Raw genomic sequence first — 25,435 nt, 5'->3', positions numbered from 1 at the left:
TAGAAGCTGCTCTTTCCATGATTCAAGATCATGCTCTCTCGCCACCGGATGGGTAGCTAAAGAGCATTTTCCTATTCTTAGATCGTGCCCGATGCTAGTTCGCCATCGCTTAGGCCTGTGCACCCTGCAGCTCGTGACGATCCGATTCGTCCCGAATGTCGCCCACGATTTCCTCCAGAATATCCTCCATCGTCACCAGCCCGATCGCCGCGCCGGATTCGTTCGCGACAACAGCCATATGCACACGGATTTGCTGCATCTTGATCAGGACGTCCTTGATCGAAGACGATTCCGGAAAACGCGGCATGTCATGAATAAAGTCATTCACGCTGCAGTTTCTTCCGGCCGCTATGCCCGTCAGCATCTCCTTGGTATGGATAAACCCGATGAAATCCTCCGTGCGTCCCGCTTCCGTCACCGGGTAACGGGTATAGTCGTACTCCCCGAGAACTTCCAGGATATTGGCAAGGGGCCACCCTCGTTCTACCGTGACGATGCGATCTCTCGGGACCATGATTTCCCGCAAGGTGCGCTCCTCAAAAGCAAATATATTGGTCAAATACCCCATCTCGGTTTGGTTAATTTCGCCGCTCTCGTAGCTCTGATCCACGATCCACTTCAATTCCTCTTCGGAATGGACCGTTTCATGCCCTGCGGGCTTTACGCCGAATAATCGAAGCAGCAGACGTGAAGCTCCATTCAGTGCATAGATAAACGGATACATGATCTTCCCAAACCAATACAAGGGAGGTGCCAGCAGTAACGTCATTTTCTCGGCAAATTGGATCGCAAGTGTTTTAGGTGCCAGTTCCCCGATGACAACGTGCAGGAACGTAATGATCCCAAGGGCAATGGCATAAGAGAGTACCGTTGCCACCGCCGCCGGCACGTCGAATCGTTCAAACAGCGGGTGCAGCATTCTTTCGACGGTCGGTTCGCCCAGCGCGCCGAGCACGAGGGCCGTAATGGTGATTCCAAGCTGGCAAGCGGACAAGTAGTAATCCAGCTCATGGGCTACCTTCCTGGCCGTGACCGCCCGTTTATTCCCCTCTGCGATCAATTGATCGATCTGGGACAGCCGCACCTTCAATATGGCGAATTCGGCGCCCACGAAAAATGCAGTCAATCCTATAAACACGGCTACCAAAAATAAATTTAACACGATTATTCCGTCCAATGATTTCCCTCTGGCGAGGGATTCACCTCCAAAAAAGTTATGGTCTGAATGTGCACGGGATCACGCTATGCCCTTGATCACCCGTGTCTGAGAATGACGTGTTTGATCTGGAAATTGTCCGTTTCGGCTACGGCCCATACATGCTCGCCATGCTGGATCTCATCGCCGTCTTGAGCCGTCGTGCCTTTCTGATACTGTATCCAGCCGCCGATCGTATCCATCTCCTCGTTATTCTCGAATACCAAGCCGAAGCGCTTCTCAAGCTCCTCCAAGAGAACCCGTCCGCTTATCAGGTATTCGCGTTCACCGATCATGCGGATATCCGCTACTTCATCTTCATCAAATTCGTCGCGAATTTCCCCGACAATCTCTTCCAAGATATCCTCCAGGGTCAGAATCCCCGCCGTACCGCCGTATTCATCAATCACCAAAGCCATATGCATCTGCTCCTGCTGCATCTTCAGCATGGCATCCTGGATCGGCGTAATTTCAAGGACGACCGGGAGATCCCGAACGAATTCTTCCAGCTTGCGGTCTCGTCCGGCCACGATGTGGGGCAGCATCTTTTTCACGTTGACGACGCCAACCACCCGATCCTTGCTGCCATCCTCGATGACAGGATACCGCGTATAGTTGTGCTCATCCAGGATACGGACGATGTCCGGGTGTTTCATGCCTTTATCCAGGGTGATCAGATCCGTTCTCGGTACCATAATGTCTTTGGCCACACGCTCATCAAACGAAAATACGTTTTCCATGTAAGCCAGCTTGGTCTCATTGATCTCGCCGCCCTGAAAGCTCTGTGCCATGACAATGCGCAGTTCCTCTTCCGAGTAGGCCTGCTCATGCGGCGCAGGTTTCACGCCGAACAAACGAAGCAGCACGCGCGAGGCTCCATTTAACGCCCAAATGAACGGATACATCAGCTTTCCGAACCAATACAGCGGGGCTGCAAGGAGCAGCGTCATCTTTTCCGAGAATTGAATAGCCAAGGTCTTGGGCGCCATCTCCCCCACCACGACATGCAAAAAGGTCACGAGAATGAACGCAATGGCGTAAGAGGCAATCGAGGCCGTTGAAGCCGATACGTCAAACCAATCGAATACCGGGTACATGAAACGTTCAACGGCCGGCTTGCCGATGGCCCCGAGCCCGAGCGCCGTCACTGTAATGCCGAGCTGGCAGGCCGAGAGATAGTAATCAAGATCCCCGGCTACCTTTTTGGCAACAACCGCCTTTTTGTTTCCTTCCGTTATCAATTGATCGATCCTCGACATGCGGATTTTAACGACAGCAAACTCGGACGCTACGAAAAAAGCGGTCAACGCAATCAGTATGGCAAGTATGATTAAATTAGTGATGGTAATAATGTCCAATGATTTCCCTCTTCAGAGGGATTCACCTCCAGATTGAATTAAAGGCCATAGGTTATGCATCTGAACAGGTCATGTCTATATACGATATTTCCATGAAAAAGAGGTAGTTCGCCGAAGAAAATATTACTGCCTAATTCCGCAATTTGATCCATTTGCAATAACGCCTTCCCAATGTACTACCTCCTCTCCAGGAATCTATTTTTCATATTCATGAAAAAATTATATCATGGCAGCCCTCAAACCATCCAGTTGCACGTTATGGTTTGAGGGCGGGTTCCAGCACGAATTCACATAATTCTCACTTGTTTGATGAGGTATATTCCTACGTGGTACTAAATATGCCCTGTTATGTATTAAAATGTACGCTTCATCTATTGTTCATCCATTCATAACCATAATGGCATTCGTCTGGTGGGATCCGTGCAGGCTGATTCAACTTACAGGAAAAAACCGCAGGATCGTGACTGGATCCTGCGGTTTTTCCATCAGCTTGTTACGTAATTTCGTTATCCATGGAGATCTACGGTTTTGTTTATATCCGAGTCACCCTTCGGCTCTTGGCCCACCATTTTCTTGAAGAAGGCTTTGACCGTTTTCGTTTTGTTTCCGGTTTCCCAATACTCCGCAGTATCTGTATCCACCTTGATCAGAATCATGTTGGGATCGTCGTAGGACGTTTGCAGAAACTTCTCATATGCCGCATTCCAAAGCGCCTTTTTCCGCTCAAGGTCATCCACGACTTCGGCCGTTCCCCGAATCGATACATAGGATTTGCCGACATAAGCGACATTGACGTTGGGATTGGCCATAATTTCTTGGTATTTGCTGGTATCCCTCTTCGTTAAGAACCACAAATCGCCGTCGAATTAGATATCCTGCGTTTGCATCGGTCTGGAATTGATCCCGCCCTCCGATATCGTGGAGAACATCGCCGTTTCGATATCCTTGATAATATCCTTCACGGTCTCGACCGCTTCCTGGTTCACTACGGTTTCGTTTGACATCTCAATCACCCCATCCTTGTGTTTAGTCTCTATTTACACTTCCCCAAAATAAGTTAAACGATGAATCATGTAAGACTCCGTTTTTCTTTGCAGGATCATTCACTCATGACTTTATGTAGAACCTGAACCATCCACCTGCACCACAAAAAGCCGGAAACTGCCAGCGCAGTCCGACTTTTTTGGTGCAACGATTTGTTATGGAGCTTACATCATTCCTCTGTACCTTCCGCCACTATACACTCGCTTTGAATTCAAGTGCGTAAACGGATGAAGGCCTCAAGTTGTAACCTTGGCGCCATGCCTCTGCCGGCACCCTGCTTTCTTTGCACACAATATGATCCGGCTGGAATACGGAGTTAATATCATCGTAAGAATTGCCGGTGATCTCATAAAGAATCGTTTCCCCGGAAGCCTCGAAGGCCTGCAAATCCAGTACGGCCCTTACCTCCTCCAGACTTCGGTTCACGATAAATACGGTGACTTTGCTGCCGTCGCCATTCGTCCCGGCCGCAACGTCCAGGTCCGGAAGCGCATCAAGCTCCATCGGCGTCTTCTTGCTTGATGCCACGGAGAAAGTTCCGCATTCCGCTTGGACGGGGAGAATACGCCGGACATCCCGATTCGCGTAAAGCTTTAACACTTCATAGGTCGGCGTCCCGTATATCGTGAGCGGAAGCCCGCTCCATCCGGGCTCCTTGCCGCAATACTGATCCGCATAGTAGTCCCCGACCCGGATGCATCCTCCGAGCCAGCCATTAACAAGATCGGAGAAGCTGCCGATATGCACCATGTCGCTGCAGCGAATCATTTCGTTCAGGTTGGCGGCATTAGCCACCGCGGCTCCTAACGTGTGCTCGTTCGGCAGCCCTTTTCGCACCGTATTCGGATAGTACATCGTGTTATATTCGGTGATCGCCAGCTTCACGTGGCTGTGCTTCGCCTTGGACTCAATCAGCTCTGTCGTCTGACGGATATGGTGCCGGGTCCACTCGGGATAAGAGGCAATCGCCTTATAGCGTTCCTCCTCCGGCGTTTCGCGGTTCATGCCGAAAGGTCCGTAGCCGTGATACAAATGCAGTGTCAAATAATCCATATACTCGCCTGCCAGGTCCAACACGGTCCGGTTCCATTCCTGGTCGTAATGACCGCAGGCCAGCAGCACGATGGAAGCGTCCGCCTCCTTCATGGCCTTGGCAAACGATATCGTCCGCTCGCCAAACCGTTCTGCTGTACAAGTGCCGACCTGCCATTGGCCCCATACTTCGTTACCGATTTCCCAATACTTGACGTTATACGGCTCAGGGAAGCCGTTTTGGGCACGTAAAGCCCCCATCGGCGTATCCGCGCTTCCGTTGCAGTATTCGATCCACTGTGCGGCTTCTTCAGGGGTGCCCGATCCGTCGTTCACGCAAATCAGGGGCTCCACCTGCAGCTCGCGGCAAAAGCGGATGAATTCGTCCGTGCCGAAATATTTGCTGGTCCATCCTCCCCAAGCCTCGTTGTACATGACCGGTCTCTCCAGGACCGGGCCGATGCCATGCTCCCAATGGTAAGCGCTGATATAATTGCCTGCGAGCCTCATCATGCCCGCATTCAGCTCTCTTGTCATCTCGATCACTTCACGCTTCACCATGGCGATGCTATCGTTCGGCAGCAGGGACACGTGATCGATCCAGAGCATGCCGGTGGATACGTGGTCGATCCACCTTGGATGCTCGGCCGGAACATACACCCGGATCTCGGCATCGCTGCAAGCGCGTGTTATGGAGAGCTCTCCCTCGTATTCCTGCCAGTTGTGGCTTGCCAGCTCTATGCGAAGCTGTCCAAGCGTTTCTTCCGTGCGCCGGTCCACGGCATCGACCGTTACGTATTGAAGCTCAATGGAAGCGCGGGCAACAAGCCGGACCGTATACTTCATCGGACCCTTTAATGCCGCTTTCTGCGCAATGCCGGCATAGGCTTCGTCATCGCTCAGGATGCGGATGCGCTGGGCGCGTCCCGAATGTCGGGGTGCCGGGGCTTCCATCGCGTACCCGGTGTTTCGCCCGTTGGTATAGGCGCGCCAGCTTCCCGATACCGGTGTCTTCGTTTCTGCATCGCTTTCAAAATCCATGTCCTTCAGCGGAAACGCGAGCATCGCCTCCATATGGTCCCGGATATCCTCCACAAAATGACCGAACAGATACGGATTAATCTCATGCTCGCTCTTGCGGCTGCAATCAATGGTAATCGTTGCGTTCGTATTCAAGAATATAACCTCCCATGGAATTTTAGGCTGAGCCGTGCAATCATGTCGGCATCACCCTTTAATCGAGCCAATCATGACGCCTTTAACGAAATGCCGCTGCACGAACGGATACATCAGCAGGACAGGTAAACTGGAGACGATAATGACCGCGTATTTGATGCTTTCGGCAAGCAAAATTTTATCCTCCAGTCCAACGCTGCCGTCCACGGCATCGGATTGGCTGATCAGCAGAATTTCGCGCAGCACAAGCTGAAGCGGGTGCAGATCTTCGTTTCGGATGTATATGAGTGCATTAAAGAACGAATTCCAGTGGCCGACCGCATAGAACAACACCATGACGGCCAGGATCGGCTTGGATAAAGGCAGAATGATACTGAAAAGCAGCCTCCAATTGGAGCAGCCGTCGATATGGGCGGCCTCCTGCAGCTCCCAGGGAATACTCGATTGGAAATAGGTCCTCATCACGATCAGATTGTAAGTCGCAATGGCGCCGGGGACAATCAGCGCCCACATCGTATCGACCATTCCCAAATCCTTGACCAGCAGATACGTTGGAATCAAGCCCCCGCTGAAGAACATCGTCAGCGTGATAAACACCATGATCGCATTACGCCCCGGAAGGTCAGGCCTCGATAACGGGTAGGCCGCCAAAATCGTCATCACAATATTCATCACTGTGCCAACGATCGTATAGAAAATCGTGTTGCGATATCCCGTCCAAATCTTTTCGTTCTGCAAAATATTCGTGTAAGCATCCAGCGTTACGCTTTTCGGCAGCAGCCAAACCTCGCCGTTCAATACCCTTGTCGGATCACTGAACGAAGCGCTGACAATAAAAATCAACGGGTACAGCACAATGACGATAATGATCGCGGCGATCGCATATATGATGACATCGAATACCCGTTCATTCGCGGCCTCTTTTACTGTCGACGGCTTGGACATGGCACGTCCCCCCTTTACCATAAGCTTGTCTCCGACGTCTTGCGCGCAACCCGGTTCACGAACAGCAGCAGGATCAGATTGATGACCGAATTAAACAGCCCGATTGCTGCCGTGTAGCTGTATTCTCCCTTTAAAATGCCTGTCGTGTAGACAAACGTGGAAATGACGTCGCTCGATTCCAGATTCAAGTTGTTCTGCATCAACAATATTTTCTCAAAGCCAATGTTCATGAAATGGCCGATATCCAAAATAAGCAAAATGATAACGACAGGCGCGATTCCCGGCAAAGAGATATGCCAGATGCGCCGCAGCCTCGACGCCCCGTCCATCTTGGCCGCCTCGTAGAGCTGCGGGTTCACCCCGCTGAGCGCCGCAATATAGATAATGGACTGCCACCCCATGTTCTGCCATATGTTAGAGCCGATAAAGATGGTCTTGAACCAGCCGGCTTCCTCAAGAAAACGAATCGGCGTACCGCCGACGGCCTCAATCAACAGATTGATCGGACCGCTATTGGGCGAGAGGAACACGTTCAGAATGCCCACGATCACGACCACCGAAATAAAATGCGGAATGTACGTAATGTTCTGCAGCCATTTGCTGAAAGTCTTGTTGCGTATTTCATTGATGATCAACGCCAGCAAGATCGGAATCGGGAAGGCGATCAACAAGGAAAACAAATTGATGGACAGCGTATTCCACAGCAGCCGCCAAAAATAATACGAATCAAAGAAGCGTTCGAAATGCCCGAAGCCCTCCCAGCTGCTGCCGAGGATACCTTTTGCCGGATTAAAATTTTTAAACGCGATTTGCAGCCCGTACAACGGGCCATAATGAAAGACCAGATACCAGATGACTGGCAGAAGCAGCATGAGATACAGGTCATATCGCTTGGCCATTTGCCTTAAAAGGCGGGAACCCCGCCTCGAATCGCTTCGAGGCAGAGCCATTGATGTATCAGCTTTGACACGCTTCATGGGCATCCACTCCTTATCCATGATGTAGCAGCATTATTTCTGCATCTTGTCATAGGCATCCTGATACAATTTCTCCAGCTCGTCTACTTTCATCTTCTTGAGCGTGGATTGGAATTCTCCCCACTTGTCGAAGCTAAGCGCGCCAACAATGAATTTCGTGCTTTGCTCTTCATAATATTTGTCGATGTCGTTGCGCAGAATGTTGACCTGCTGCGCGGTTTGCTCGTCAAACATCGGAGCCGCATAACGAACCTTCGGCATGAACGGATCCAGCTTCTGCTGCGCCTCCTGTACCTGCGGCGGATTGATGAAAGAAGCAACCTGCTCACTGATGAGATGAGGTGCCCCTCCCCCGGCGTAAGGCGTGTTTTTGGCCTGATTGCTGATATCCTTCAGGAAATCTTCTGTATAGAACGGAATCCCGTCCTTGAGTTCATAATGTTCCCCTTCCCTGCCGAACCTCAGAAGTGTCGATCCTTCGTCGCTATAGAAATAGTCGATCCAGCGCATCGTGACTTCCGGGTATTTATTAATGGACGTGATGGCAAAGGCTCCAAAATCCCGCGCAATCGGCAAGGCCTGGCTCTGCATCCGATCTCCGTTCGGGCCGGCCGGAGGCGCAATTCCGGTATATTGGTCCTGGATCGACAAGAAGTTATTGTTGGTCTGGTCAAAGAAGAATCCTGCATTTCCCGACCCCTGCTTGGCCAAATATTGCGCTTCGGTGTGCGAGAATATCTCAGGGTCCAAAAGCTTTTCCTTGTAAAGCTTGTTCAAATACATCAGCATCTCTTTATTCTTGTCGCTCCCCATCCAGATGCTCACTTTGTCATTTTCGATATTGATGTTGTATCCGAGCTGCGTATCCAGACCGAATGAGCCGCTCATCGCGGCAACGACCGCCAATCCGACTCGGGCCGTCATCGGAATTTCATCCTGCTTCCCGTTGCCGTTCGGGTCCCCGTCGCGGAAGGCAAGCAGCACCTCGTACAGTTCGTCCGTCGTCTCCGGCACCTCCAGATTCAGCTTCTCCAGCCACATCTGGTTGATCCATTTCTTATCCGTCCGCGCCGCGCCCAGCGTTACAATGCCCGGAACCGCATAAATATGCCCCTCCGGCGTCGTGATGCCTGAGCGAATTTCGGGATATTGCTCCATCAAATTTTTTAAATTCGGCGCATATTCATCGATAAGGCCTTCCAGCGGAATCAACTGGCCTGCCGATCCGTAGCGAACGGCTTCCAGCGGCGATAGGCCGGAACGGAACAAGGCATCCGGCAGCTCGTTGGAGGCAAACAACAGATTTTTCTTCTCTTGGAAACCGTCCGTCGGCGCTTCAATGAATTCGACCTTCACATTGCTTAATTTCTCGTAATCCTGAAACACCGGCATCTCTTTGAACGGACCGTTCACGGGTGCAATCCGGGTGAACATCTTGAGATCCACGGGCTGCTCTACAATCGGAAACCCTGTAGCATGAACGACATTCTCTGTACCTTCGGGCGCAGCTTCTTTCTTCGAACCTCCATCGGAACTGCATCCGGCCAGCATCAAGCTGGAAGCGAGCATCGTGATGACCGCGTTTCTTCCCCAGCGTTTACGCATAAATAAGCGACCCCCATATCTCTTCATTCACCAAGCGCGTTTGTAAGCGTTTACCGCCTGGTGTGTGATTATTATAATCCACCCTTCAAGACGGCCCATTACAAAAATATGACCATTTACTCCACATATTTTACGGTTCTTGAAAGGCGGGTTCCCTGCACGGTCTCCTGCCGATCCGAATACTGGGTTTTTTAGCCTATCCTCTTCCCAAGCGGTTCAAATACTCCTGCGGGGTTACCCCCGTTATTTCCTTGAATACTTTGAAAAAATAGTTATGGGTCGTAAAACCCACTTGATTGCTGATTTCCTTGATCGAGTATTTGCCGCTCTCCAGCAGCTTCCGCCCTGCATCGATCCGTACCCGATTCAGATACTCCGAGAACGTCCGCTGCGTCTCTTCCTTGAAGATTCTGCTTAAATAAGAAGAGTTCAGGCCGATTGCGCCGGCGGCAAGCTCCAGCGTGACATAACCCGGATACCTCTCCAGAATAAAATGAACGGCCTGCGTGACATGCCGGGAATACGGACCCGCTGCACGGTGCTGCTTCAGCAGGCCAAGCAAGCCTGCATAGTAGGATTGCAGCCATAACACTAACTCCCCAACACTGCCGATTCTTCCGAGCTCGCTTCTTGAAGGAAGCTTCTCCTTCGCATTTTCCGCAGATGGCATCCATGTCTTCCATGCCTTATCCCCGGTTAACATGAGCTCGCTGACGATCATCTGGACCGTATGCGAATGGATCGGCAGATGGCGGATCGAAGCAAAGATGGAGGAGATTAACCCGTGCACGTCTTCGACGTCCAGCCTCTCAATCGAAAGCAGAAGCTGTTTGTGTTCCTCGATCGTCAAAGATACGCGCTGAGGGTTTCCGCCAGCAAGTCCGCCGGCCCGGCCCGGTATTCTTGGAGCGGCACTGCTTCCGGTCGACTCCGCCGTGGAAGCATCGAGCACCCGCTCAGCGGAGCTATAACTTGAGCCGAGTTGAGACAGGCTGGTGCATACATGTCCGACGGAGACCACGCATTTTAAATTAAGGAACAGCTCAATCGCATGCTGAAGCTTTCTCATCTGTCCGGCTATCTCGTTCTTTATGGCATGTTCGCTCCGCTCCTCGAACGCAAACACGACAATAAACCTTCCATCCTCCACGTAAGCCGCCGTCCGCTCCTGAATATCGCCCAAACTCTGCTGCATGATATCGACTACCTGCTGAACCAGTCGGTTCGTTTGCACGTCGCTGTATGACTCCGTCAGCAGCAGGAACGGAACAATCTGCACAGCCGCTGCCGCATAGCTTAACGCGTGGGTGTACAGGCGATTTTTTTGTGAAAAAGCCTCAACCTCCATGGTTGCATCCTTCCGCCCGCTAGCGAGATACACGATATAATCGCGAATCAGCACGGGATTCAGCCTCTCGGCCACGGCCTCGTGAGCCATGCGTTCATCCAACCGATCCTCCTGCCGCAACTCCAGGACCGCTTTGTTCAACAGGGTGACCAGCGCTGCACCGTCCAGCCGATGCTTCAACAGATAATCGATGGAGCCGTTCTTCAGACACTCCCGCACGTAGTCATAATCATCATAGCTGCTGAGCATAATCGTCTGAATAAGTGGAAATCGTTCTTTAATCGCCCGGTTGAGCTCTACGCCGTTCATTTCGGGCATATTCACGTCAATAATCGCAATATGCGGGGGAGACTGCTCAATCATGGCCAAGGCCATTAATCCATTATGCGCTTGGCCGCATAATTCGAATCCATGCTCATTCCAGTCCAATAACGTTCGCAGATCATGCCGCACGAGCGGCTCATCATCAACGAGCAGCACTTGAAACATAGCTTTATATCACCTCTTGTCGGGATTTGTCCGTACTCTCCATTTTTTTCGGAAGCCGGATCTCCGCCTTCGTATATAAACCGGGTTCACTGTACAACTTGACGCCGTACGAATCGCCGTACATGTGAACGATCCGCTCATGCACGCTGCGCACGCCCATTCCGCTAAAACGGGAGGTTTCTCCCTTCTTGCCCGTCTCGCCCGGCAGGTGCGCCATTTGCCCTTCCGTTATGCCCTTGCCATTGTCAATCACTTCAATCTTCAGGTCGCTGCCCTCATCGCACACGCGAATCAGCACGAGCCCTTCCTGCTCCATTGCTCCGATTCCATGAATGATGGCATTCTCCACAAGGGGCTGCAGCATCAGCTTCAGCACCCGGCATTCCAGCAAAACGTCGTCCTCGATCTGGGTAACCATTCGGATCGGCTCCATATACCTGTACTTCATGATCGAGATATAGCGTTCAACATAATCCAGCTCCTCCCTCACCGTCAGAAATTCGCTCGAATTGCCCAGAACGCCGCGCATGAGCTCAATCAGCGATCCCGACACCTCTTCGATATTCGGCACGCCGTTCATCTTGGCCAAATACTTGATGGTGTTGAGCGAATTGTATAAAAAATGGGGGTGAATTTGTGCCTGAAGCGCCGTTAGCTCGGCCTCCCGCTTCTCCTTCTCGCTGACCCGTATCCCTTCCAGCAGCCGCTTCAATTCCTCCACCATGCTGATAAAGACGCGGTAAAGCTCCCCTGTCTCGTCCTCGCCTTTGATTTCCTTTCTCGGGAACGTCAGATTCCCTTCCTTCACGAACATCATCAGGGATTTCAACCTCCGGATGTTGAGGGTGATTCGGGAAGATACCTGCAGCGAACCGATCAGGACAACAATAAAGACGATAACCGATACCTCCGCCAACAATTTACGGAGCCTTGTCGATTCGCTAAGCAGCGAATCCATCGGTATCAGAGCCAGGGTGGTCCATCCCGTATAACCGGATTGGCGGCTGACGACGATGTAGTCTCTGCCGTCAATGGTTTGCTTGATGGCATCCCCATTCCCTGCGAGCTCCCCATGGATGCTGAGGATCTTCTCGAACGAAGGGGCAAAGGATGGCGCCGATTCGGCCTCATAGACAAACCCGCCCTGCTTGTCCAGAACATAGACCATGCTATCGGTGGTCGGCTTTACGCCGTATGTTTTTTGGATGAAATCATAATTCAAATCCACCATGACAACCCCGATCGGTTCACGGTTATACCGGATCTCCCGCCCGACCGTGATGGCATCCGACACCCCGGTCTGCTTGAAATACGCATGACGCGATCCATTCTGGAGCATGTAATCCATCATTCCGGTCCCCAAAACCGTCTTGTCCAGCCACGGGCCACCCGAGAAAAACACCTTGCCGTTCAAACCGACCACGGCAATCCGTGAAATATACGGCTTGTAATCGATCAGAACGGATAGAAACTCATCGATCCGTTTCTGCTCTTGAAACCATTCAAAGCTAATTTCTTCATGAGGGCTCAGCAAGGTGTCAATCACCGTATTTTTGTTGGTCACCACGACGGTGTTCAGCCGGTCGATCTCTTCCAGCATCATATTCAGCGATTCATCCGCCTGCCTGATGCTGTCCGAGACCGAGGTGATCGCATTTTGCATGATCGTCTCGCGCATGCTCATATACACGATGACCGTAATGGAGACGATGGACACGAGCGTAACCGCACTGAACGCAATGAAAATTTTCCCCTGAATACTTCGTCTGGGTGATATCCACCTTTGAATCGTAGAGAGTTTCATGGCGCGTGTCTCCTTTTTCCAAATCAGAAGAAATCGATCGTAAACGTTTACAAAAGCGTGTTGCCGTCCGTACGGTTAGCATTGAGCTCCGCGCATGGTTATGGGAGGCACCTTATAATAGATCTTGAAAGCCCTGGTGAACGAATACAAATTCGGATAGCCGAGAGACAAGGCAATCTCGGTAATCGTTGCGTCCGTTTCTTGTAACAACCGTTTTGCCTTTTCCATTCGTATGCGCTGAAGGTATTTTAATGGCGGCATTCCTACCTGATGGGTGAACATATTGGAGAAGTACGACCGATGCACCCCCGCGAATTCGGCAACCTGCTGTACGGAAATTCCCTCGGTGGCATGCAGCTCCATATAATCCAAACACTCGTGAATCCATCCTGCAAGTTCCGTCGGCTGTGCGGAAGCCATATCCGGGACCATCCCGGCGAGCAGCCCATAAATCAAGCCGTGCAGCTCCAGCGATACCGCCGGTTTCCAGCGCTCGACTGCGGCCAGGGCATCAATCACGCGTTCGGAGGATTCTTTGACCTTAGAGGATATCATCTGTTTGCCGAACGGGCTTTCCGGGAATAAGCCCGCCAGCTCCAATAATGGCTTGACCCTGTTCCCGTCCACTGCCAACCAGCTCATCTGAAGCGGTGTATCCGCGGGAAGCAGGTGATAATAATAGGTCCGACCCGGAAACAGGCAGAACAGATCATTCTTCTGCAGATCCACTCGTTTGTCTTCGAACTCCAGCCGCACCCTGCCTTCATGTACAAAATGCAGGCTGTAACACTCGATTCGTTTCGGTCCGACCCTGTAATTGGGCTTGGCTATGCTTCGCCCGGCCCGGACAGGCCAGATCTGTTCCTCTTTATCCAAATATCCCGGCGTATAATAGATGAACTCCGCATATTCGTATTCGTATTCCTGCATCATGGCTCCCCTCCTCTTCCTTCATTTTTTCTATCAAGAATAACAAAATGACAATAAAAATATAACACCCCGCTATTTTTATAACCCGTTATTTCCAATATCATCATACTAGGAGGGGATTACACTTGTCGAGAAGACCTAACATTTTGCTAATCACAAGCGATCAGCAGCATTGGAATACAATCGGCGCATTTCAGCCTGAAATCTCTACGCCGAACCTGGACCGCCTCGCACGTCAAGGAACGACGTTCGATCGGGCATATTGCCCCAATCCGACCTGCACGCCGAGCCGGGCTTCCATCATTACGGGGCAGTACCCGAGCCAGCATGGAGCCTGGACCTTGGGGACAAAGCTGCTGGAAGACCGCCATACCGTGGGAGAGAGCTTCCAAGACGCGGGCTATCGAACCGCACTGGTGGGAAAAGCGCATTTCCAGCCGTTGAAATCTACGGAAGATTACCCATCCGTGGAGGCCTACCCGATTCTTCAGGATTTGGAGTATTGGCGGAATTTTCACGGTCCTTTTTACGGATTCGATCACGTCGAGCTGGCCCGCAACCATACGAATGAGGCCCATGTCGGACAACATTATGCCCTATGGCTGGAGGAGCAAGGATGTGCCCATTGGCGGGAATACTTCCTGCCGCCTACGGGAACTATGGATCCTACCCAAACGTACACCTGGCCCATCCCGGAAAAATACCACTACAATACCTGGATCGCCGAGCGAACCAACTCTCTTTTGGAGCAATATAAAAAGGCGGATGACCCCTTCTTTATGTGGGCGAGCTTCTTCGACCCGCACCCGGAATACCTGGTGCCGGAACCATGGGATTCGATGTATGATCCGGAACAACTCACGATCCCATCCCTGACGCCTGGTGAGCATGACCGCAATCCGCCGCACTTCCGCTTGACGCAGGAAGAAGATCCGGATTTTTCCCATCTCGCTGAAACCGGGTTCGGCATTCACGGCTACCGTTCCCATCATTATTACGAATACGGCTCGAAATCCAGGTTAACGGAGTACGACAAGAAGAAGCTGGTCGCCGTGTATTACGGCATGATCAGCATGATGGATAAATATATCGGCAGCATTCTCGATAAACTGGATGAACTGGGACTGTCGGAGGATACAATCGTTGTCTTCACCACTGATCACGGACATTTCTTCGGCCAGCACGGCCTTCAAGCCAAGGGCGGGTTCCATTACGAGGATTTAATCAAGCTTCCATTCATTGCACGATATCCAGGACGGTTGCCTGCCGGAAAAAGGACAAATGCGATGCAGTCCCTGGTCGATCTGGCCCCTACCTTTCTATCCTTCTGCAATATACCGATACCGCCAGCGATGACGGGCATCGACCAAAAGGATGTGTGGCTCGGTAACGCGGACGCCGCGCGGCAGCACGCGCTCTGCGAATTCCGTCATGAGCCTACGACGATTCATCAAAAAACGTACATCGAGCAGCGCTATAAAATCACCGTTTATTACAACCAAACCTACGGCGAGCTCTTTGACCTTGAAGCGGATCCCGGCGAACTGCGCAATTTATGGGACGACCCGGGGTACGAGCAGCTGAAGGCAGAGCTTCTGCTTAAGTATATCTGGGCCGAGCTTGGCAAGGAGCCGATGCCGATGCCGAGAATTCATCACGCCTAATGGAAAGGATAAACGTGTACTTTAGCAGTCTGAAAGAACGGTTAACGCTGCTGGCCCGGCTGTTCTGGACCTTCTTTCGCATCGGCCCCTCCACCTTCGGAGGCGGATATGCGATGCTGCCCATAATTGAGCGCGAAGTGGTGAGCAAGAAAAAGTGGGTAAACGAGGAGGAAATCGGTGAGCTGATCTCGCTTGCCGGTTCCGCTCCCGGCGGAGTCGGTGTAAATGCTGCCGCGATGATCGGCCACCGGCAGGCCGGTATTGCCGGGGCTGTTTCGGCCGTGCTTGGCGTGACATGCCCCACGTTTTTGATCGTGATCCTGATCAGCGTAGGTGCCGTTTTTTTTCGGGATCAACCCAAGGTTGAAGCTGCTTTAAAGGGGATGCATGGCGCCGTTATTGCGTTGATCACCGTCGCTGCTTACCGGATGGCCAAATATGCCGTCTTCGATGTGACGACAATGATATCCACCCTTGCCACCGTATCCGTGATGCTGTTTACAGGCGTGCACCCCCTCTATCTTATTGCGCTAAGCTTACTATGCGGAATGGCCGTCATTCAGATCAAAAAACGGCTGGGCCTTCAAGCGAATACAGAGAAGAAGGCAAGGATCAACAGCTGCCCGGAACTGGAATATTACATTTGAGCGAAACGAATCGGGGCGATTGAAACATGTATTGGGACTTGTTCATGATGTTCATAAGTGTAGGCCTCGTGTCCTTTGGCGGCGGTTATGCGGTAATCCCGGTCATTCAGAAGGAAGTAGCGGAAAAAGGGCTGCTGACTACGGCGGAATTCCAGCAGACCGTGGCGCTGGCCGGCATGGCGCCCGGTTCGATCGCCACCAATGCCGCTACGCTGATTGGCTACCAGTCGGCCGGCTATATCGGAGCCGCCGTCTCCACCGCGGGCATCATCCTGCCGTCGCTGGTTGTCATCGTGCTGCTCTCCGCCCTCTTCTATCGCATGCGGGGCAATCCATGGGTAAAATCTTCTTTATACGGCCTGCGTCCCGTAACGACAGGACTCATTGTATATGCAGCTATTCATTTTGGGTATCCCGATGAGGGCGAAGGGCTCATCGGGGGCCTCATTCCTACGCTGCTGATTTGCGGAGCCTGTTTATTTCTCTTGCTGAAGTACAAACTTCACCCGTTGTTGATTCTTCTCATGGCCGGCGCTGCCGGCATTGTTTTATTCTAATTTGTAATAGGGGGGGCGGGAACAGACGGCTCAACAGCATACCCAAACGGTCCTCCTTCTTGTACGTCGTGCACCCTGCTCCCCGTGCGCACGGTGCGTGGTCCGGGGCATGCTTGGATGGCTGTCGGCCGTGCGTGAATGATTGGACAAGGCTGACTTTCCAAACGAACGAATAACAAGCCGGAACCTTCATGGTCCGGCTTGTTTTAGTTTCTTTTGTTATGGTGTCATCCGTTCAGAAATTCGTTTGGCCATCCACTCGTTTACGTCCCATAGATCCGTAACAGGAGCTCCTGTGAAGGGCAGCGTATGCATGTAACCGGAATGGGCAGGCCCGAATTCAGGCGTCATGCTGGTATAGCTGAACCCTTGCTCGCTCCGGTATTGGACAATTCGTGTCCACCATGCTTCAGCAAGCGGCGCGTTGTCCATGGCGTGAACATCGCCCGCGATCGGTGGGTTTCATGGCCGATCGTAAAGCCGACCTCTTGCTCGATCTTTAACGCGGCTTCGAAAAAACGCAATTGGTCCTCTATCTTCATGCCATCCCGGGCACTATGAGACACAATCAGCTTCGGATCGAAATCGGCAGCCCGGCGTACCTGCTCGGCGAAGGTTTCTTGATGGGGAACGGAAGTGACCACCTGGGCAATATAGTAAAGCTGCAGTTCGGCAAGCAGGTCTTTGAATTCGCGTTCCAGATCCCGAGGAGGCAGCGGGGCTTCAATCCCCGCGTAACCGGCTTGTGCAGCCCGCGTCAATTGGTCCCTGCAGCTTCCTTCCATGCCCCATAGGGCTTTATACAGCTGAATATTCAATTCGCGAATTCTCCTTTTCCCCTTCAGGTTATTCGTTGACGAATTTCGTTCCGGCTATATTCTTTCCGCGGGCCAGCCACACCTTAAAGCCGGGGTTCTTATCCGGATAGACAAGCGCTTCCGTTGAGAAATACCGCATGGTGTAGCCGCAGCGACGGTACGGGCTAGTATTCGGCGCCGCGCCGTGAATGATGCGCGAATCGTGAAGCGAGCATTCTCCCGCTTCCAACTCGAAGTAAACCGCTTGAGACTCATCGACGGAACCGCTCTTGATTTGGGTGTCGAACAAATGGCTCGCCCGGTCCACTTCCTCATAATCGGAGAAACCGTTACGGTGCGTGCCCGGAATAACTCGCATGCATCCGTTTTCCTTCCAGCTGCGGTCGATCGCCAGCCATACGGTGATAATCTTGTCAAAGCTGCTTAATCTGCCGTTCCAGTAAGCCGAATCCTCATGCCATGGCGTAGCACGTCCGACGTGCGGATCTTTACAGATAAAGTGGCTGGACCACAATCCGATATTCGGGCCGATGATCGGTTCTACCAGATCAAGCACCTCATCGGATAACAGAAAGTCCAGCAGCCTTTCGTCACGGAAATGCGGCGTATCCAGCTCGTCGGATAATTTGCTGCCCTTCTCCTCCAGCTGCTCTTCAAAGATGGATGTCAGAACCTGCATTTTTTCGGCACTAAACAACGGCTTCTTGTACAAGTAGTACCCATATTCCTTATAAAACTCAACTTCCTGTTTCGAAAGGGCTTGCGTTGTCATCATCATAACCTCCAGTCAAGTAAGGATTTCGTTAACTGTGGTCATTATATCCCGGACGGTCAGAGCCATACTGCACATTCGTTAGGATAAATGCTGCATATCTTCGGTTATCTCAGCCTTGTTGCGGTACTGGCGGGGAGATATTCCTTTTCGCTGACGAAACACCCTTTCAAAATGCCCCAATGTATTAAAGCCGGAAGCGTAACAAATTTCGGTAACGGGCAGCGAGGATGCCTGAAGCAGCGATTCGGCGAATTGCATTCGGACATTTTGCAGATAACGTTGAAAAGACTGCCCCACGGATTTCGAGAAACATTCGCTGAAATAAGTAGCCGAGTATTGGGCCTGGCCCGCTGCATCCTCCAATCTCAAATCCTCACGGAAATGATGATGAATGTAGATTAGAGCCTTTTGCAGGTTTATGTTGAGCTGCCGATCTTTCGTCCCGTTCGTAGGCAGGAGGCGATTTGCGGCGCTGCCCCGATACAGATCCACCAACAGCCGCTGAAGCGTAGCCCGGATCGCGATCTCGCTGCCTTCCCGCCAGGCTCCGTTTTCCTCCCTCATCCGTTCATAGTCGGCGAATACCCCCGGGAGCTGCTTCTCCTCAAGCTGTGCTTGCAGCAGAAGCTTCCCGCCGAATAACCAATGGTAGATGTGATCACCCATCATAGCCTCGGTGAAAATGACATTATAGATTTTAAGAGGTTCCTCTTCCAAGGAAACCAGCTCATGAAAATCAGCGGGCGTCAGCAAGAAGATAGTTCCGGAAGACAGCGGATACGAGGAACCATTGAGCCTGTGCTCGCCTTTTCCGGAAACCACATAACTCAGCTCGTAAAATTCATGCCAATGCAGCGGAATCGTTCCCGGATGAATGCCATGAAACACCTGAACAGGCGCGTGGGGCTGCAATTGGTACTCTTCATTGGTTAGCCTGGGAGGCTGCTTGGTCTGCACTTAAGACACTCCTTTTCAGCGCAATGATTAAAGACGTGCACCATGTTGTCATATCAATCGCTTGCATACACTCGCTTGTTACCCTATGATCCGTCTTCGCCGATCATTTGCAGCTCAATTTGTTTCATTTCGTAAAAATATCCCTTTTGCTCCATCAGCTCTGCATACGTGCCCGCTTCAATGACCCTGCCTTGGTCCATGACTACAATCCGGTCCATCTCTTCCAAGCCGGTCAGCCGATGGCAAATCAGAACAAGCGTATCGTTAACCGCTTGCGCCAGCAGATGCCGAAAAACACGCTGCTCCGTAACGTAATCCAGTGAAGACGTCGGTTCGTCCAGAAGCCATAAGTATCCCTCTCGGAGCATCGCCCGGGCCAAGGCTAAGCGCTGCTTCTCTCCCTCCGACAAGTTCTCCCCTTTTTCATACACCCTATCGTCCAGGGACTTGTTCGTCAGCTGCACTTTATCCAGTATAACCGACAACGCTTGATCGGAATGATGTTCCTCATTCAGCAGCAGGTTGTCCCGAATGGTGCCCCGAAAGAAATGACTGTGCTGCAGCACCACCTTTGAGGCTTGCCAAATGCTCGTTTCATCCAGTTCCGTAACCGAAGTATCATTCAAACGAATCTGGCCGTCTGTCGGTAAACGCAGCTTGAGCAGCAATTCGATGAGGGTGGTTTTCCCTGATCCGCTCGGCCCGACAATGGCGGTTTTAGATCCCGGCGGTAGATAGAGGGAAATGTCCTTCAGCGCTGGGCGCCATTCATCTTCATATTGAAAGGAAACACCGCTCAGCTCAATGGAAACGGCCTTCCCGATAGGGAGGACACCGCTTGGCTGCGGCGGCTGCTTATCTGCGGCATGAACCGTTTCCGCAAGCCGAGCTGCCGCATGTTCGCTATCCAGCTTATAAGCAGGCAGTGTGGCCATTGGCGCGGCTTCTTCAAACACCGTAAGCGAAGCCATGACCAGCATGGCGAGAAATACGCCGGCCAGCGAGCCGTCCATAATCAAATAGGCGCCAAGAATCAGTACGCCCCATGAAATCAGATACGATACAAAAACATGCAGCGATTGCCCGCGCAGCAAATGCCGGGCTGCCGTTTGCTGTTCCGCTGCCAATGCGGCCGAGGTTCGCTGCAGCTGCTGCTCGCGCTTTTTCATTTGCCCGTATACTTTCAAATCGCGGAAACCGTAAAGCATTTCGGTCACTTCAGTGGAAAGCGCCGCTCGTTCTTGGCGAACGCGGCCATATATCCTCCTCTGCCCAAGGAGAACAAGTCCCGGAACCACAAAAGCCGTTGCCAGCATCCCCAGCACAAACAAACAGGCAATCCAGAATGAAAAGGCGGAAGTAAACAAAACCGTAGCCAGAAATACCATGACCACAATGACAGGCGGATAGGCGACGCGCAGAAAGTAATGCTGTAAACTCTCTACATCCCCAACGATCCGTGCGAGCAGCTCTCCGCTCCGTTTTTTACCCAATATCCCTGGCGTCAAAGGAACCAGCTTGGCAAAAAAGGATGTACGCAAACGGCTGAGCAGAGAGAATGTCGCCCGATGGGAATACAAGCGTTCCGCGTAGCGGCTTGCCGCCCGCAGCAAACCCAGTATTTTTACCAGGGACGTCAGCACAATCAAGGTATAGAGCGGCGGGGCAAATACAGTCTGGGAGATCACATACCCGCTTGCGGCGAAGAGGCATACACCTGCGATGCCCGCAACGAATCCTCCGATAATGGCGATGGCAATATCCTTCCGTTCCTGAATCATCGCCTTGGTTAAAATAGCCAGCTCATTCATACGAGTCCCCCTTTCCGCTGGGCATCCACCATGTCAGCATATTGGGGCACACGCGCTAGAAGCTCATCATGTCGCCCGCTGTCCAGCAGCGCTCCGTTGTCCATAAACAATATCCGGTCGGCATGCCGTATCGTGTACAAGCGGTGCGCCACCGTAATCATGGTCGCTTTGCTTGCAAGCTCGGCAATGGACCGCTGTAAGACGCGTTCGGTGTGCAAGTCCAATCCGACGGTGGGCTCATCAAACAAAATAACGGCAGGCTGCTTCAAAAAAGCACGCGCCAGCGCCAGCCTTTGCTTCTCGCCGCCTGACAATCCCCGGCCCCCTTCGCCGACAAAGGTGTCATAGCCCTGCTCCAACTCGGCTGCAACCGCAGCAAGTCCGGCAGCCTCCGCCGCCTGCAGCACTTCGTCCCTGGAGACGTCCTTGCCCGCTCCAATCGCAATATTGTCGGCAAACGTGCCGGCAAAAATATACGGATGCTGGGTAATGTAGCTAACATGATCAAACCATGAAGCCTCATCGTATTGTGCAAGCGGACGTCCGTTCACCAGCACTTCTCCCGACGTTGGCGCAAGCAGTCCGGCAATGAGATGCAGCAAGGTGGTTTTGCCGGATCCGCTTTTACCGACGATGGCGATTTGCTCCCCTGGTCCAAACGACATGGCGCCGGCTTCAAGCTCGAACGAATCCGGCGCATACCGAAACCGGACATCCCTCAGTTCGATGGTTGGCGGCATCCGAATCAAACCCAGATCGGCTGTCCCAGGCTTATCCGCCGTATCCATCGGATTGTCCCCGTTTGTTCTGTCTTTTTTCCCGGCGCTCTCTTGCCCATCTGTCACTGCCCCTGCCTCCCTTGTTTCCGTGAGCATCTCCTCTACTTTTCGGATGGCCCCCATGCTGGTACGACCGCTGTGAAAAGCAGTTCCCGTGTTTTTTAGCAGGCTGTAAAACTCGGGCACCAGCAGCAGGATCAAAAAGGCGGTGTGGAAGGAAAGCGTTTTGAAAACCAGAAGCTGCAGCGCCAGCTCAAGCGCAACAACGCCAATGCTAAGCATGACGATGGATTCCAGCATGAAGGTGTTGGTAAACGCAATCCGTAAAATGCCCATCGTTGCATCCCGATAGCCAAGGCTGCTGCGTTCAATTTCCTGCTGCTGATGTTCCGTCCGACCAAACAGCTTGAGCGAAACCAGCCCTTGAAGAGAGTCGAGAAACGTACCGGAAAACTCGGCCAGCTGTGCGAATTTCTCCTCCGATTTGTTCTTCGTTTTCAGCCCCACAAGCACCATAAAAATCGGGATAAAGGGGGCGGTAAACAGCATAATCAAGCCGGAATTCATATGCTCCGTAAAAACAATGACCAGAATCAGGACAGGAATGATGGAGGCTTCTATCATACGCGGGATATACTGGCTGAAATAACTGTCGGCCTCGTCTACGGCATCCAGCGCCACACTGACCTTTCCGCCCGTTTGTCCACGAAACGCGGAAGCTACGGAAGCATGGGCCAGCTTACGCAGCACCGCTGCTCGCATCTCCGTCTTGGCACTGGCAGCCATGTGCAAGCCGATGATCCCGTTTCCATAAGACAGCAGCGTCCGCGCAGCCATCACAGCCAGCAAGGCGCCAAGTATGACAACAACCGTCGAAAAGGAAGCCCGCTGCACAAAAATCCTCTGGACCGCTTCGGCGAGCAGCGCGGCTTGGCCTGCCATGGCTGCACCGAGCCCAAGCGACATGAACCCCAAGAGAATCAACCGTTTCCTTTGTGCGGACATTTGCTCAGCCAGCAGAGTGGTTTTCCCCCTCAACTAACTCCCCTCCTTTATACCAAACCGCTGCAAGGTGCTCCCAAATGAAGTGATACCCACACACGATTATTATTTTTTGCCTTTTACATAATCCGCATCAAACAGGAATAGCCTGAAGACCAGTATAAGAGACGGAATCAGCAGACATAGACCGCCGATAAAGGCTGCCACAAGCGCAGCGCCCATCGACTCATGCGTGGCTCCGCTTTGAATGGTAATGTACGGATCCAGAATATAAGGATATTGCCCGATACCGTATGCAAAAAACGCACAGAAAAATTGCAGCATGACACAAATAAAAGCCAGTCCGTAGCGGCGTCCTTTGTACAGCAGCCATACGGCTATCATGAAAAAACCGACGGAAAGCGCCAGCAGCCACCATAAATCCATCATGTTTTGAAAATGCCGCTCATTATGCTGACTGAGGAAAATAAATGCCGTAAGCGCGGCAATAATGGTGGGCGTACTCCAAAACAGGGCATAGGTGCGCACCAGCTTTAGCGCTGGCTGATCGTCCGCCCGGGAGGCGTAGAAGGCCAGGAACGATCCGCTTATAAACAGCACCGATACGATGGCCAATGCAACGATGCTCCACGACAACGGACTCGTCATCAGTGTCCAATATTCCAAAGAAACAGCCCCGCCTCTTTCCACAATAAAACCGCCTTCGGAAAGCGTTAATGCTACCGACAAGGAAGCCGGAATCAGCAAACCTGTGGCTCCATATAAAAACAGATACACGATATTTTCTTTGGAGCCGTAATTTTCAAACGCGTAAAAGGAGCCGCGGATCGCCAGCAGAATTATGGCGATGCTTCCCGGTATAAGCAGCGCAGAGCCATAATAATAGGCCGTGTCCGGAAAAAAACCGACGATGCCGATAAAGAAAAAGACAAAAAACACATTGGTAATCTCCCAGACCGGCGATAAATAGCGCGATATCAATCGATTGATCAGGTGGTCCTGCTTCGTCAGACGGGCATAGAAGGCAAAAAAACCAGCACCGTAATCAATGGAGGCAATGATTAGATAGCCGTATAAAAACAGCCAAAGAACCGAGATGCCTATCAACTCGTAATGGATCATACCGGCTCACCCTTTCCCGTGGATTGATCGCGTTTCTCTTTCACGAACTCGTCCAGCTCGGCTTCTGCCGGTTTATTACGGAACAAGCGTCTCAGTACAAAGACACACATGGTCCCTAGCACAATATACAATAGCAGGAAGAGGAAAAAGAGAATCCTTACATTCGGTGAAGTGGTAGCCGCCTCCTCTACGCGCATATATCCGCGGATAATCCATGGCTGCCGCCCGAGCTCCGCATAGAACCAGCCCATTTCAACGCCCAAAAATGCAAGGGGCGCACTAAAAACAATGGCCCGAAGCAGCCACTTGTTGAGCTCATTGCGTCTCTTCCAGAACAAAAACAGGAAATACAGGACCGCAACGGCCAACATAACAAAACCGATCCCGGCCATGAAATCAAACAAATAGTGGACAAGCAGCGGCGGCCTTTCATCAAGCGGAAACTCCTCCAGCCCCTTTACCTCGGCATCAAAGTCTCCAAAGGCCAGGAAGCTAAGCGCTTTCGGAATGTGGATAGCTCCCATGACCTCCCGCTCTGCATTAAGCCAGCCCAGTAATATCAAATCCGCACCGCTTTCCGTTTCAAAATGCCATTCTGCGGCCGCCAGTTTCTCCGGTTGATGCTCCGCCAAAAACTTGGCCGACATATCCCCGGCTAAGGTTGTCAGCAAGCTGAACACCAGAACAACCGCCATCATGAGCTTCAATGCTTTCTTGTAATATGCCGTGGCCCCTTTTCTCAGAATCACGTAGGCTGCGATTCCTGCCAGCAGGGCAGCTCCCGTCAAATAGGCCGAGGTTAGAACATGGAATACTTTTGAAGGCGTCGCCGTATTCAACATCGCCTGCAGCGGGTTAACCGCCGTAAAGTGGCCTGCCTCCATGACAAAGCCTCCAGGTTGATTCATGAATCCGTTCACCGTCGTAATAAAAACAGCGGACATGCCTGCCCCGGCAACAATCGGAATCGTCAGCAGCCAATGGATATACGGGTTGCGGAACCGATCCCACGTGTACATATATATCCCCAGGAAAATGGCTTCAAAAAAGAACGCAAAAACCTCCATAAATAACGGGAGCGCGATAACATTCCCCGCCACTTGCATAAAGTTCGGCCATACAAGCGCAAGCAGCAAGGAGATCGCCGTTCCAGTCACCACGCCAACCGCCACCGAAATAACGAACCCGCGCGTCCATCTTTTGGCCATGAGCGTGTAATGGGGATCCTTCTTACGTATACCGACAAATTCGGCAATGGCAATCATTAACGGAACACCCACGCCAACCGTGGCAAAAATGACATGAAACGCCAAGGTTAGCCCCGTCAGCCATTTGCTCCACAGCACCGTATCTATAACCACGAGATACTGCCTCCTTTCAAGCCCTGTTCATTCGTTGAT

Annotated in this window: 20 protein-coding genes and 1 pseudogene; 3 read left to right on the top strand and 18 right to left on the bottom strand. The window is 52.0% G+C overall.

What is annotated here, in order from left to right; translation table 11 throughout:
- Positions 1-109: 109 nt before the first annotated feature.
- The 10 genes and pseudogenes from PAEVO_RS24500 to PAEVO_RS24455 all read right to left on the bottom strand — a co-directional run bounded on the left by PAEVO_RS24500 (position 110) and on the right by PAEVO_RS24455 (position 13,903).
- Positions 110-1,177: a hemolysin family protein gene (locus PAEVO_RS24500; protein WP_100540111.1), complete on the bottom strand. Its 1,068-nt coding sequence runs from the start codon at positions 1,175-1,177 to the stop codon at positions 110-112.
- Between the two features lie 77 nt (positions 1,178-1,254).
- Positions 1,255-2,553: a hemolysin family protein gene (locus PAEVO_RS24495; RefSeq protein ID WP_100540110.1), complete on the bottom strand. Its 1,299-nt coding sequence runs from the start codon at positions 2,551-2,553 to the stop codon at positions 1,255-1,257.
- A gap of 506 nt (positions 2,554-3,059) precedes the next feature.
- Positions 3,060-3,557, bottom strand: a pseudogene (locus PAEVO_RS24490) (pyridoxamine 5'-phosphate oxidase family protein).
- Positions 3,558-3,789: 232 nt separating this feature from the next.
- On the bottom strand, positions 3,790-5,805 hold the full coding sequence (locus PAEVO_RS24485; protein ID WP_100540109.1) for an alpha-L-arabinofuranosidase C-terminal domain-containing protein: 2,016 nt from the start codon (positions 5,803-5,805) through the stop codon (positions 3,790-3,792).
- A 51-nt stretch (positions 5,806-5,856) separates the two neighbouring features.
- Positions 5,857-6,750: a carbohydrate ABC transporter permease gene (locus PAEVO_RS24480; RefSeq protein ID WP_100540108.1), complete on the bottom strand. Its 894-nt coding sequence runs from the start codon at positions 6,748-6,750 to the stop codon at positions 5,857-5,859.
- A 14-nt stretch (positions 6,751-6,764) separates the two neighbouring features.
- Positions 6,765-7,727 carry an ABC transporter permease gene (locus tag PAEVO_RS24475; protein ID WP_100540107.1) on the bottom strand — a complete coding sequence of 321 codons (963 nt, stop codon included), beginning with the start codon at positions 7,725-7,727 and terminating at the stop codon, positions 6,765-6,767.
- A 33-nt stretch (positions 7,728-7,760) separates the two neighbouring features.
- Positions 7,761-9,332, bottom strand: coding sequence for an extracellular solute-binding protein (locus PAEVO_RS24470; protein ID WP_100540106.1), 1,572 nt, complete (start codon positions 9,330-9,332; stop codon positions 7,761-7,763).
- A 196-nt stretch (positions 9,333-9,528) separates the two neighbouring features.
- The gene (locus PAEVO_RS24465; protein WP_100540105.1) at positions 9,529-11,169 is read right to left on the bottom strand and encodes a response regulator; all 1,641 of its coding nucleotides are present in this window, start codon (positions 11,167-11,169) and stop codon (positions 9,529-9,531) included.
- 4 nt (positions 11,170-11,173) lie between these two features.
- On the bottom strand, positions 11,174-12,973 hold the full coding sequence (locus PAEVO_RS24460) for a sensor histidine kinase (RefSeq protein ID WP_100540104.1): 1,800 nt from the start codon (positions 12,971-12,973) through the stop codon (positions 11,174-11,176).
- A gap of 75 nt (positions 12,974-13,048) precedes the next feature.
- Entirely contained in the window at positions 13,049-13,903 is an 855-nt protein-coding gene (locus tag PAEVO_RS24455) for an AraC family transcriptional regulator (RefSeq protein WP_100540255.1), read from the bottom strand.
- 125 nt (positions 13,904-14,028) lie between these two features.
- Between PAEVO_RS24455 and PAEVO_RS24450 the strand changes: the two genes are divergently transcribed.
- From PAEVO_RS24450 to PAEVO_RS24440, 3 genes are read left to right on the top strand one after another with little or no spacing between them, the layout of a single operon-like run.
- Positions 14,029-15,567, top strand: coding sequence for a sulfatase family protein (locus PAEVO_RS24450; RefSeq protein ID WP_100540103.1), 1,539 nt, complete (start codon positions 14,029-14,031; stop codon positions 15,565-15,567).
- Positions 15,567-16,214 (top strand): chromate transporter, encoded by a 648-nt coding sequence (locus PAEVO_RS24445; RefSeq protein ID WP_100540102.1) that lies wholly within the window; start codon positions 15,567-15,569, stop codon positions 16,212-16,214. Before PAEVO_RS24450 ends, PAEVO_RS24445 begins: the two co-directional genes overlap by 1 nt.
- 26 nt (positions 16,215-16,240) lie before the next feature.
- Positions 16,241-16,771, top strand: a complete 531-nt coding sequence (locus tag PAEVO_RS24440; RefSeq protein WP_100540101.1) for a chromate transporter — start codon at positions 16,241-16,243, stop codon at positions 16,769-16,771.
- A 219-nt stretch (positions 16,772-16,990) separates the two neighbouring features.
- Here PAEVO_RS24440 and PAEVO_RS34715 read toward each other — a convergent pair whose 3' ends face one another.
- The 8 genes from PAEVO_RS34715 to PAEVO_RS24405 all read right to left on the bottom strand — a co-directional run bounded on the left by PAEVO_RS34715 (position 16,991) and on the right by PAEVO_RS24405 (position 25,396).
- Positions 16,991-17,122: a hypothetical protein gene (locus PAEVO_RS34715; RefSeq protein WP_279300477.1), complete on the bottom strand. Its 132-nt coding sequence runs from the start codon at positions 17,120-17,122 to the stop codon at positions 16,991-16,993.
- Entirely contained in the window at positions 17,119-17,589 is a 471-nt protein-coding gene (locus tag PAEVO_RS24435) for a sugar phosphate isomerase/epimerase family protein (protein ID WP_243390918.1), read from the bottom strand. The genes PAEVO_RS34715 and PAEVO_RS24435 overlap by 4 nt, the downstream gene beginning before the upstream one ends.
- 28 nt (positions 17,590-17,617) lie before the next feature.
- On the bottom strand, positions 17,618-18,364 hold the full coding sequence (locus PAEVO_RS24430; RefSeq protein WP_100540100.1) for a phytanoyl-CoA dioxygenase family protein: 747 nt from the start codon (positions 18,362-18,364) through the stop codon (positions 17,618-17,620).
- Between the two features lie 78 nt (positions 18,365-18,442).
- Positions 18,443-19,321: an AraC family transcriptional regulator gene (locus PAEVO_RS24425; RefSeq protein ID WP_100540099.1), complete on the bottom strand. Its 879-nt coding sequence runs from the start codon at positions 19,319-19,321 to the stop codon at positions 18,443-18,445.
- 83 nt (positions 19,322-19,404) lie between these two features.
- Positions 19,405-21,132, bottom strand: a complete 1,728-nt coding sequence (cydC, locus tag PAEVO_RS24420) for a thiol reductant ABC exporter subunit CydC (protein ID WP_100540098.1) — start codon at positions 21,130-21,132, stop codon at positions 19,405-19,407.
- A complete protein-coding gene (gene cydD / locus PAEVO_RS24415; protein ID WP_100540097.1) occupies positions 21,129-22,949 on the bottom strand; it encodes a thiol reductant ABC exporter subunit CydD in 1,821 nt (606 codons plus the stop codon). Before cydD ends, cydC begins: the two co-directional genes overlap by 4 nt.
- 69 nt (positions 22,950-23,018) lie before the next feature.
- Positions 23,019-24,035 carry a cytochrome d ubiquinol oxidase subunit II gene (locus PAEVO_RS24410; RefSeq protein WP_100540096.1) on the bottom strand — a complete coding sequence of 339 codons (1,017 nt, stop codon included), beginning with the start codon at positions 24,033-24,035 and terminating at the stop codon, positions 23,019-23,021.
- The gene (locus PAEVO_RS24405) at positions 24,032-25,396 is read right to left on the bottom strand and encodes a cytochrome ubiquinol oxidase subunit I (RefSeq protein ID WP_100540095.1); all 1,365 of its coding nucleotides are present in this window, start codon (positions 25,394-25,396) and stop codon (positions 24,032-24,034) included. Before PAEVO_RS24405 ends, PAEVO_RS24410 begins: the two co-directional genes overlap by 4 nt.
- Positions 25,397-25,435 lie beyond the last annotated feature (39 nt).

Source organism: Paenibacillus sp. GM2FR, assembly GCF_002803325.1.
GTDB classification, from domain to species: domain Bacteria; phylum Bacillota; class Bacilli; order Paenibacillales; family Paenibacillaceae; genus Paenibacillus_AQ; species Paenibacillus_AQ lautus.
This window is presented reverse-complemented; position numbering and strand designations above follow the sequence as displayed.

What these genes read in the sequence shown, in the direction of transcription:
- PAEVO_RS24480 (WP_100540108.1), bottom strand. Translation starts at nt 6,750, where the DNA reads ATGTCCAAGCCGTCGACAGTAAAAGAGGCCGCGAATGAACGGGTATTC.
- PAEVO_RS24475 (WP_100540107.1), bottom strand. Translation starts at nt 7,727, where the DNA reads ATGAAGCGTGTCAAAGCTGATACATCAATGGCTCTGCCTCGAAGCGAT.
- PAEVO_RS24470 (WP_100540106.1), bottom strand. Translation starts at nt 9,332, where the DNA reads ATGCGTAAACGCTGGGGAAGAAACGCGGTCATCACGATGCTCGCTTCC.
- PAEVO_RS24465 (WP_100540105.1), bottom strand. Translation starts at nt 11,169, where the DNA reads ATGTTTCAAGTGCTGCTCGTTGATGATGAGCCGCTCGTGCGGCATGAT.
- PAEVO_RS24460 (WP_100540104.1), bottom strand. Translation starts at nt 12,973, where the DNA reads ATGAAACTCTCTACGATTCAAAGGTGGATATCACCCAGACGAAGTATT.
- PAEVO_RS24455 (WP_100540255.1), bottom strand. Translation starts at nt 13,903, where the DNA reads ATGCAGGAATACGAATACGAATATGCGGAGTTCATCTATTATACGCCG.
- PAEVO_RS24445 (WP_100540102.1), top strand. Translation starts at nt 15,567, where the DNA reads ATGGAAAGGATAAACGTGTACTTTAGCAGTCTGAAAGAACGGTTAACG.
- PAEVO_RS24440 (WP_100540101.1), top strand. Translation starts at nt 16,241, where the DNA reads ATGTATTGGGACTTGTTCATGATGTTCATAAGTGTAGGCCTCGTGTCC.
- PAEVO_RS34715 (WP_279300477.1), bottom strand. Translation starts at nt 17,122, where the DNA reads ATGACGCCTGAATTCGGGCCTGCCCATTCCGGTTACATGCATACGCTG.
- PAEVO_RS24430 (WP_100540100.1), bottom strand. Translation starts at nt 18,364, where the DNA reads ATGATGACAACGCAAGCCCTTTCGAAACAGGAAGTTGAGTTTTATAAG.
- cydC (WP_100540098.1), bottom strand. Translation starts at nt 21,132, where the DNA reads ATGAATGAGCTGGCTATTTTAACCAAGGCGATGATTCAGGAACGGAAG.
- PAEVO_RS24410 (WP_100540096.1), bottom strand. Translation starts at nt 24,035, where the DNA reads ATGATCCATTACGAGTTGATAGGCATCTCGGTTCTTTGGCTGTTTTTA.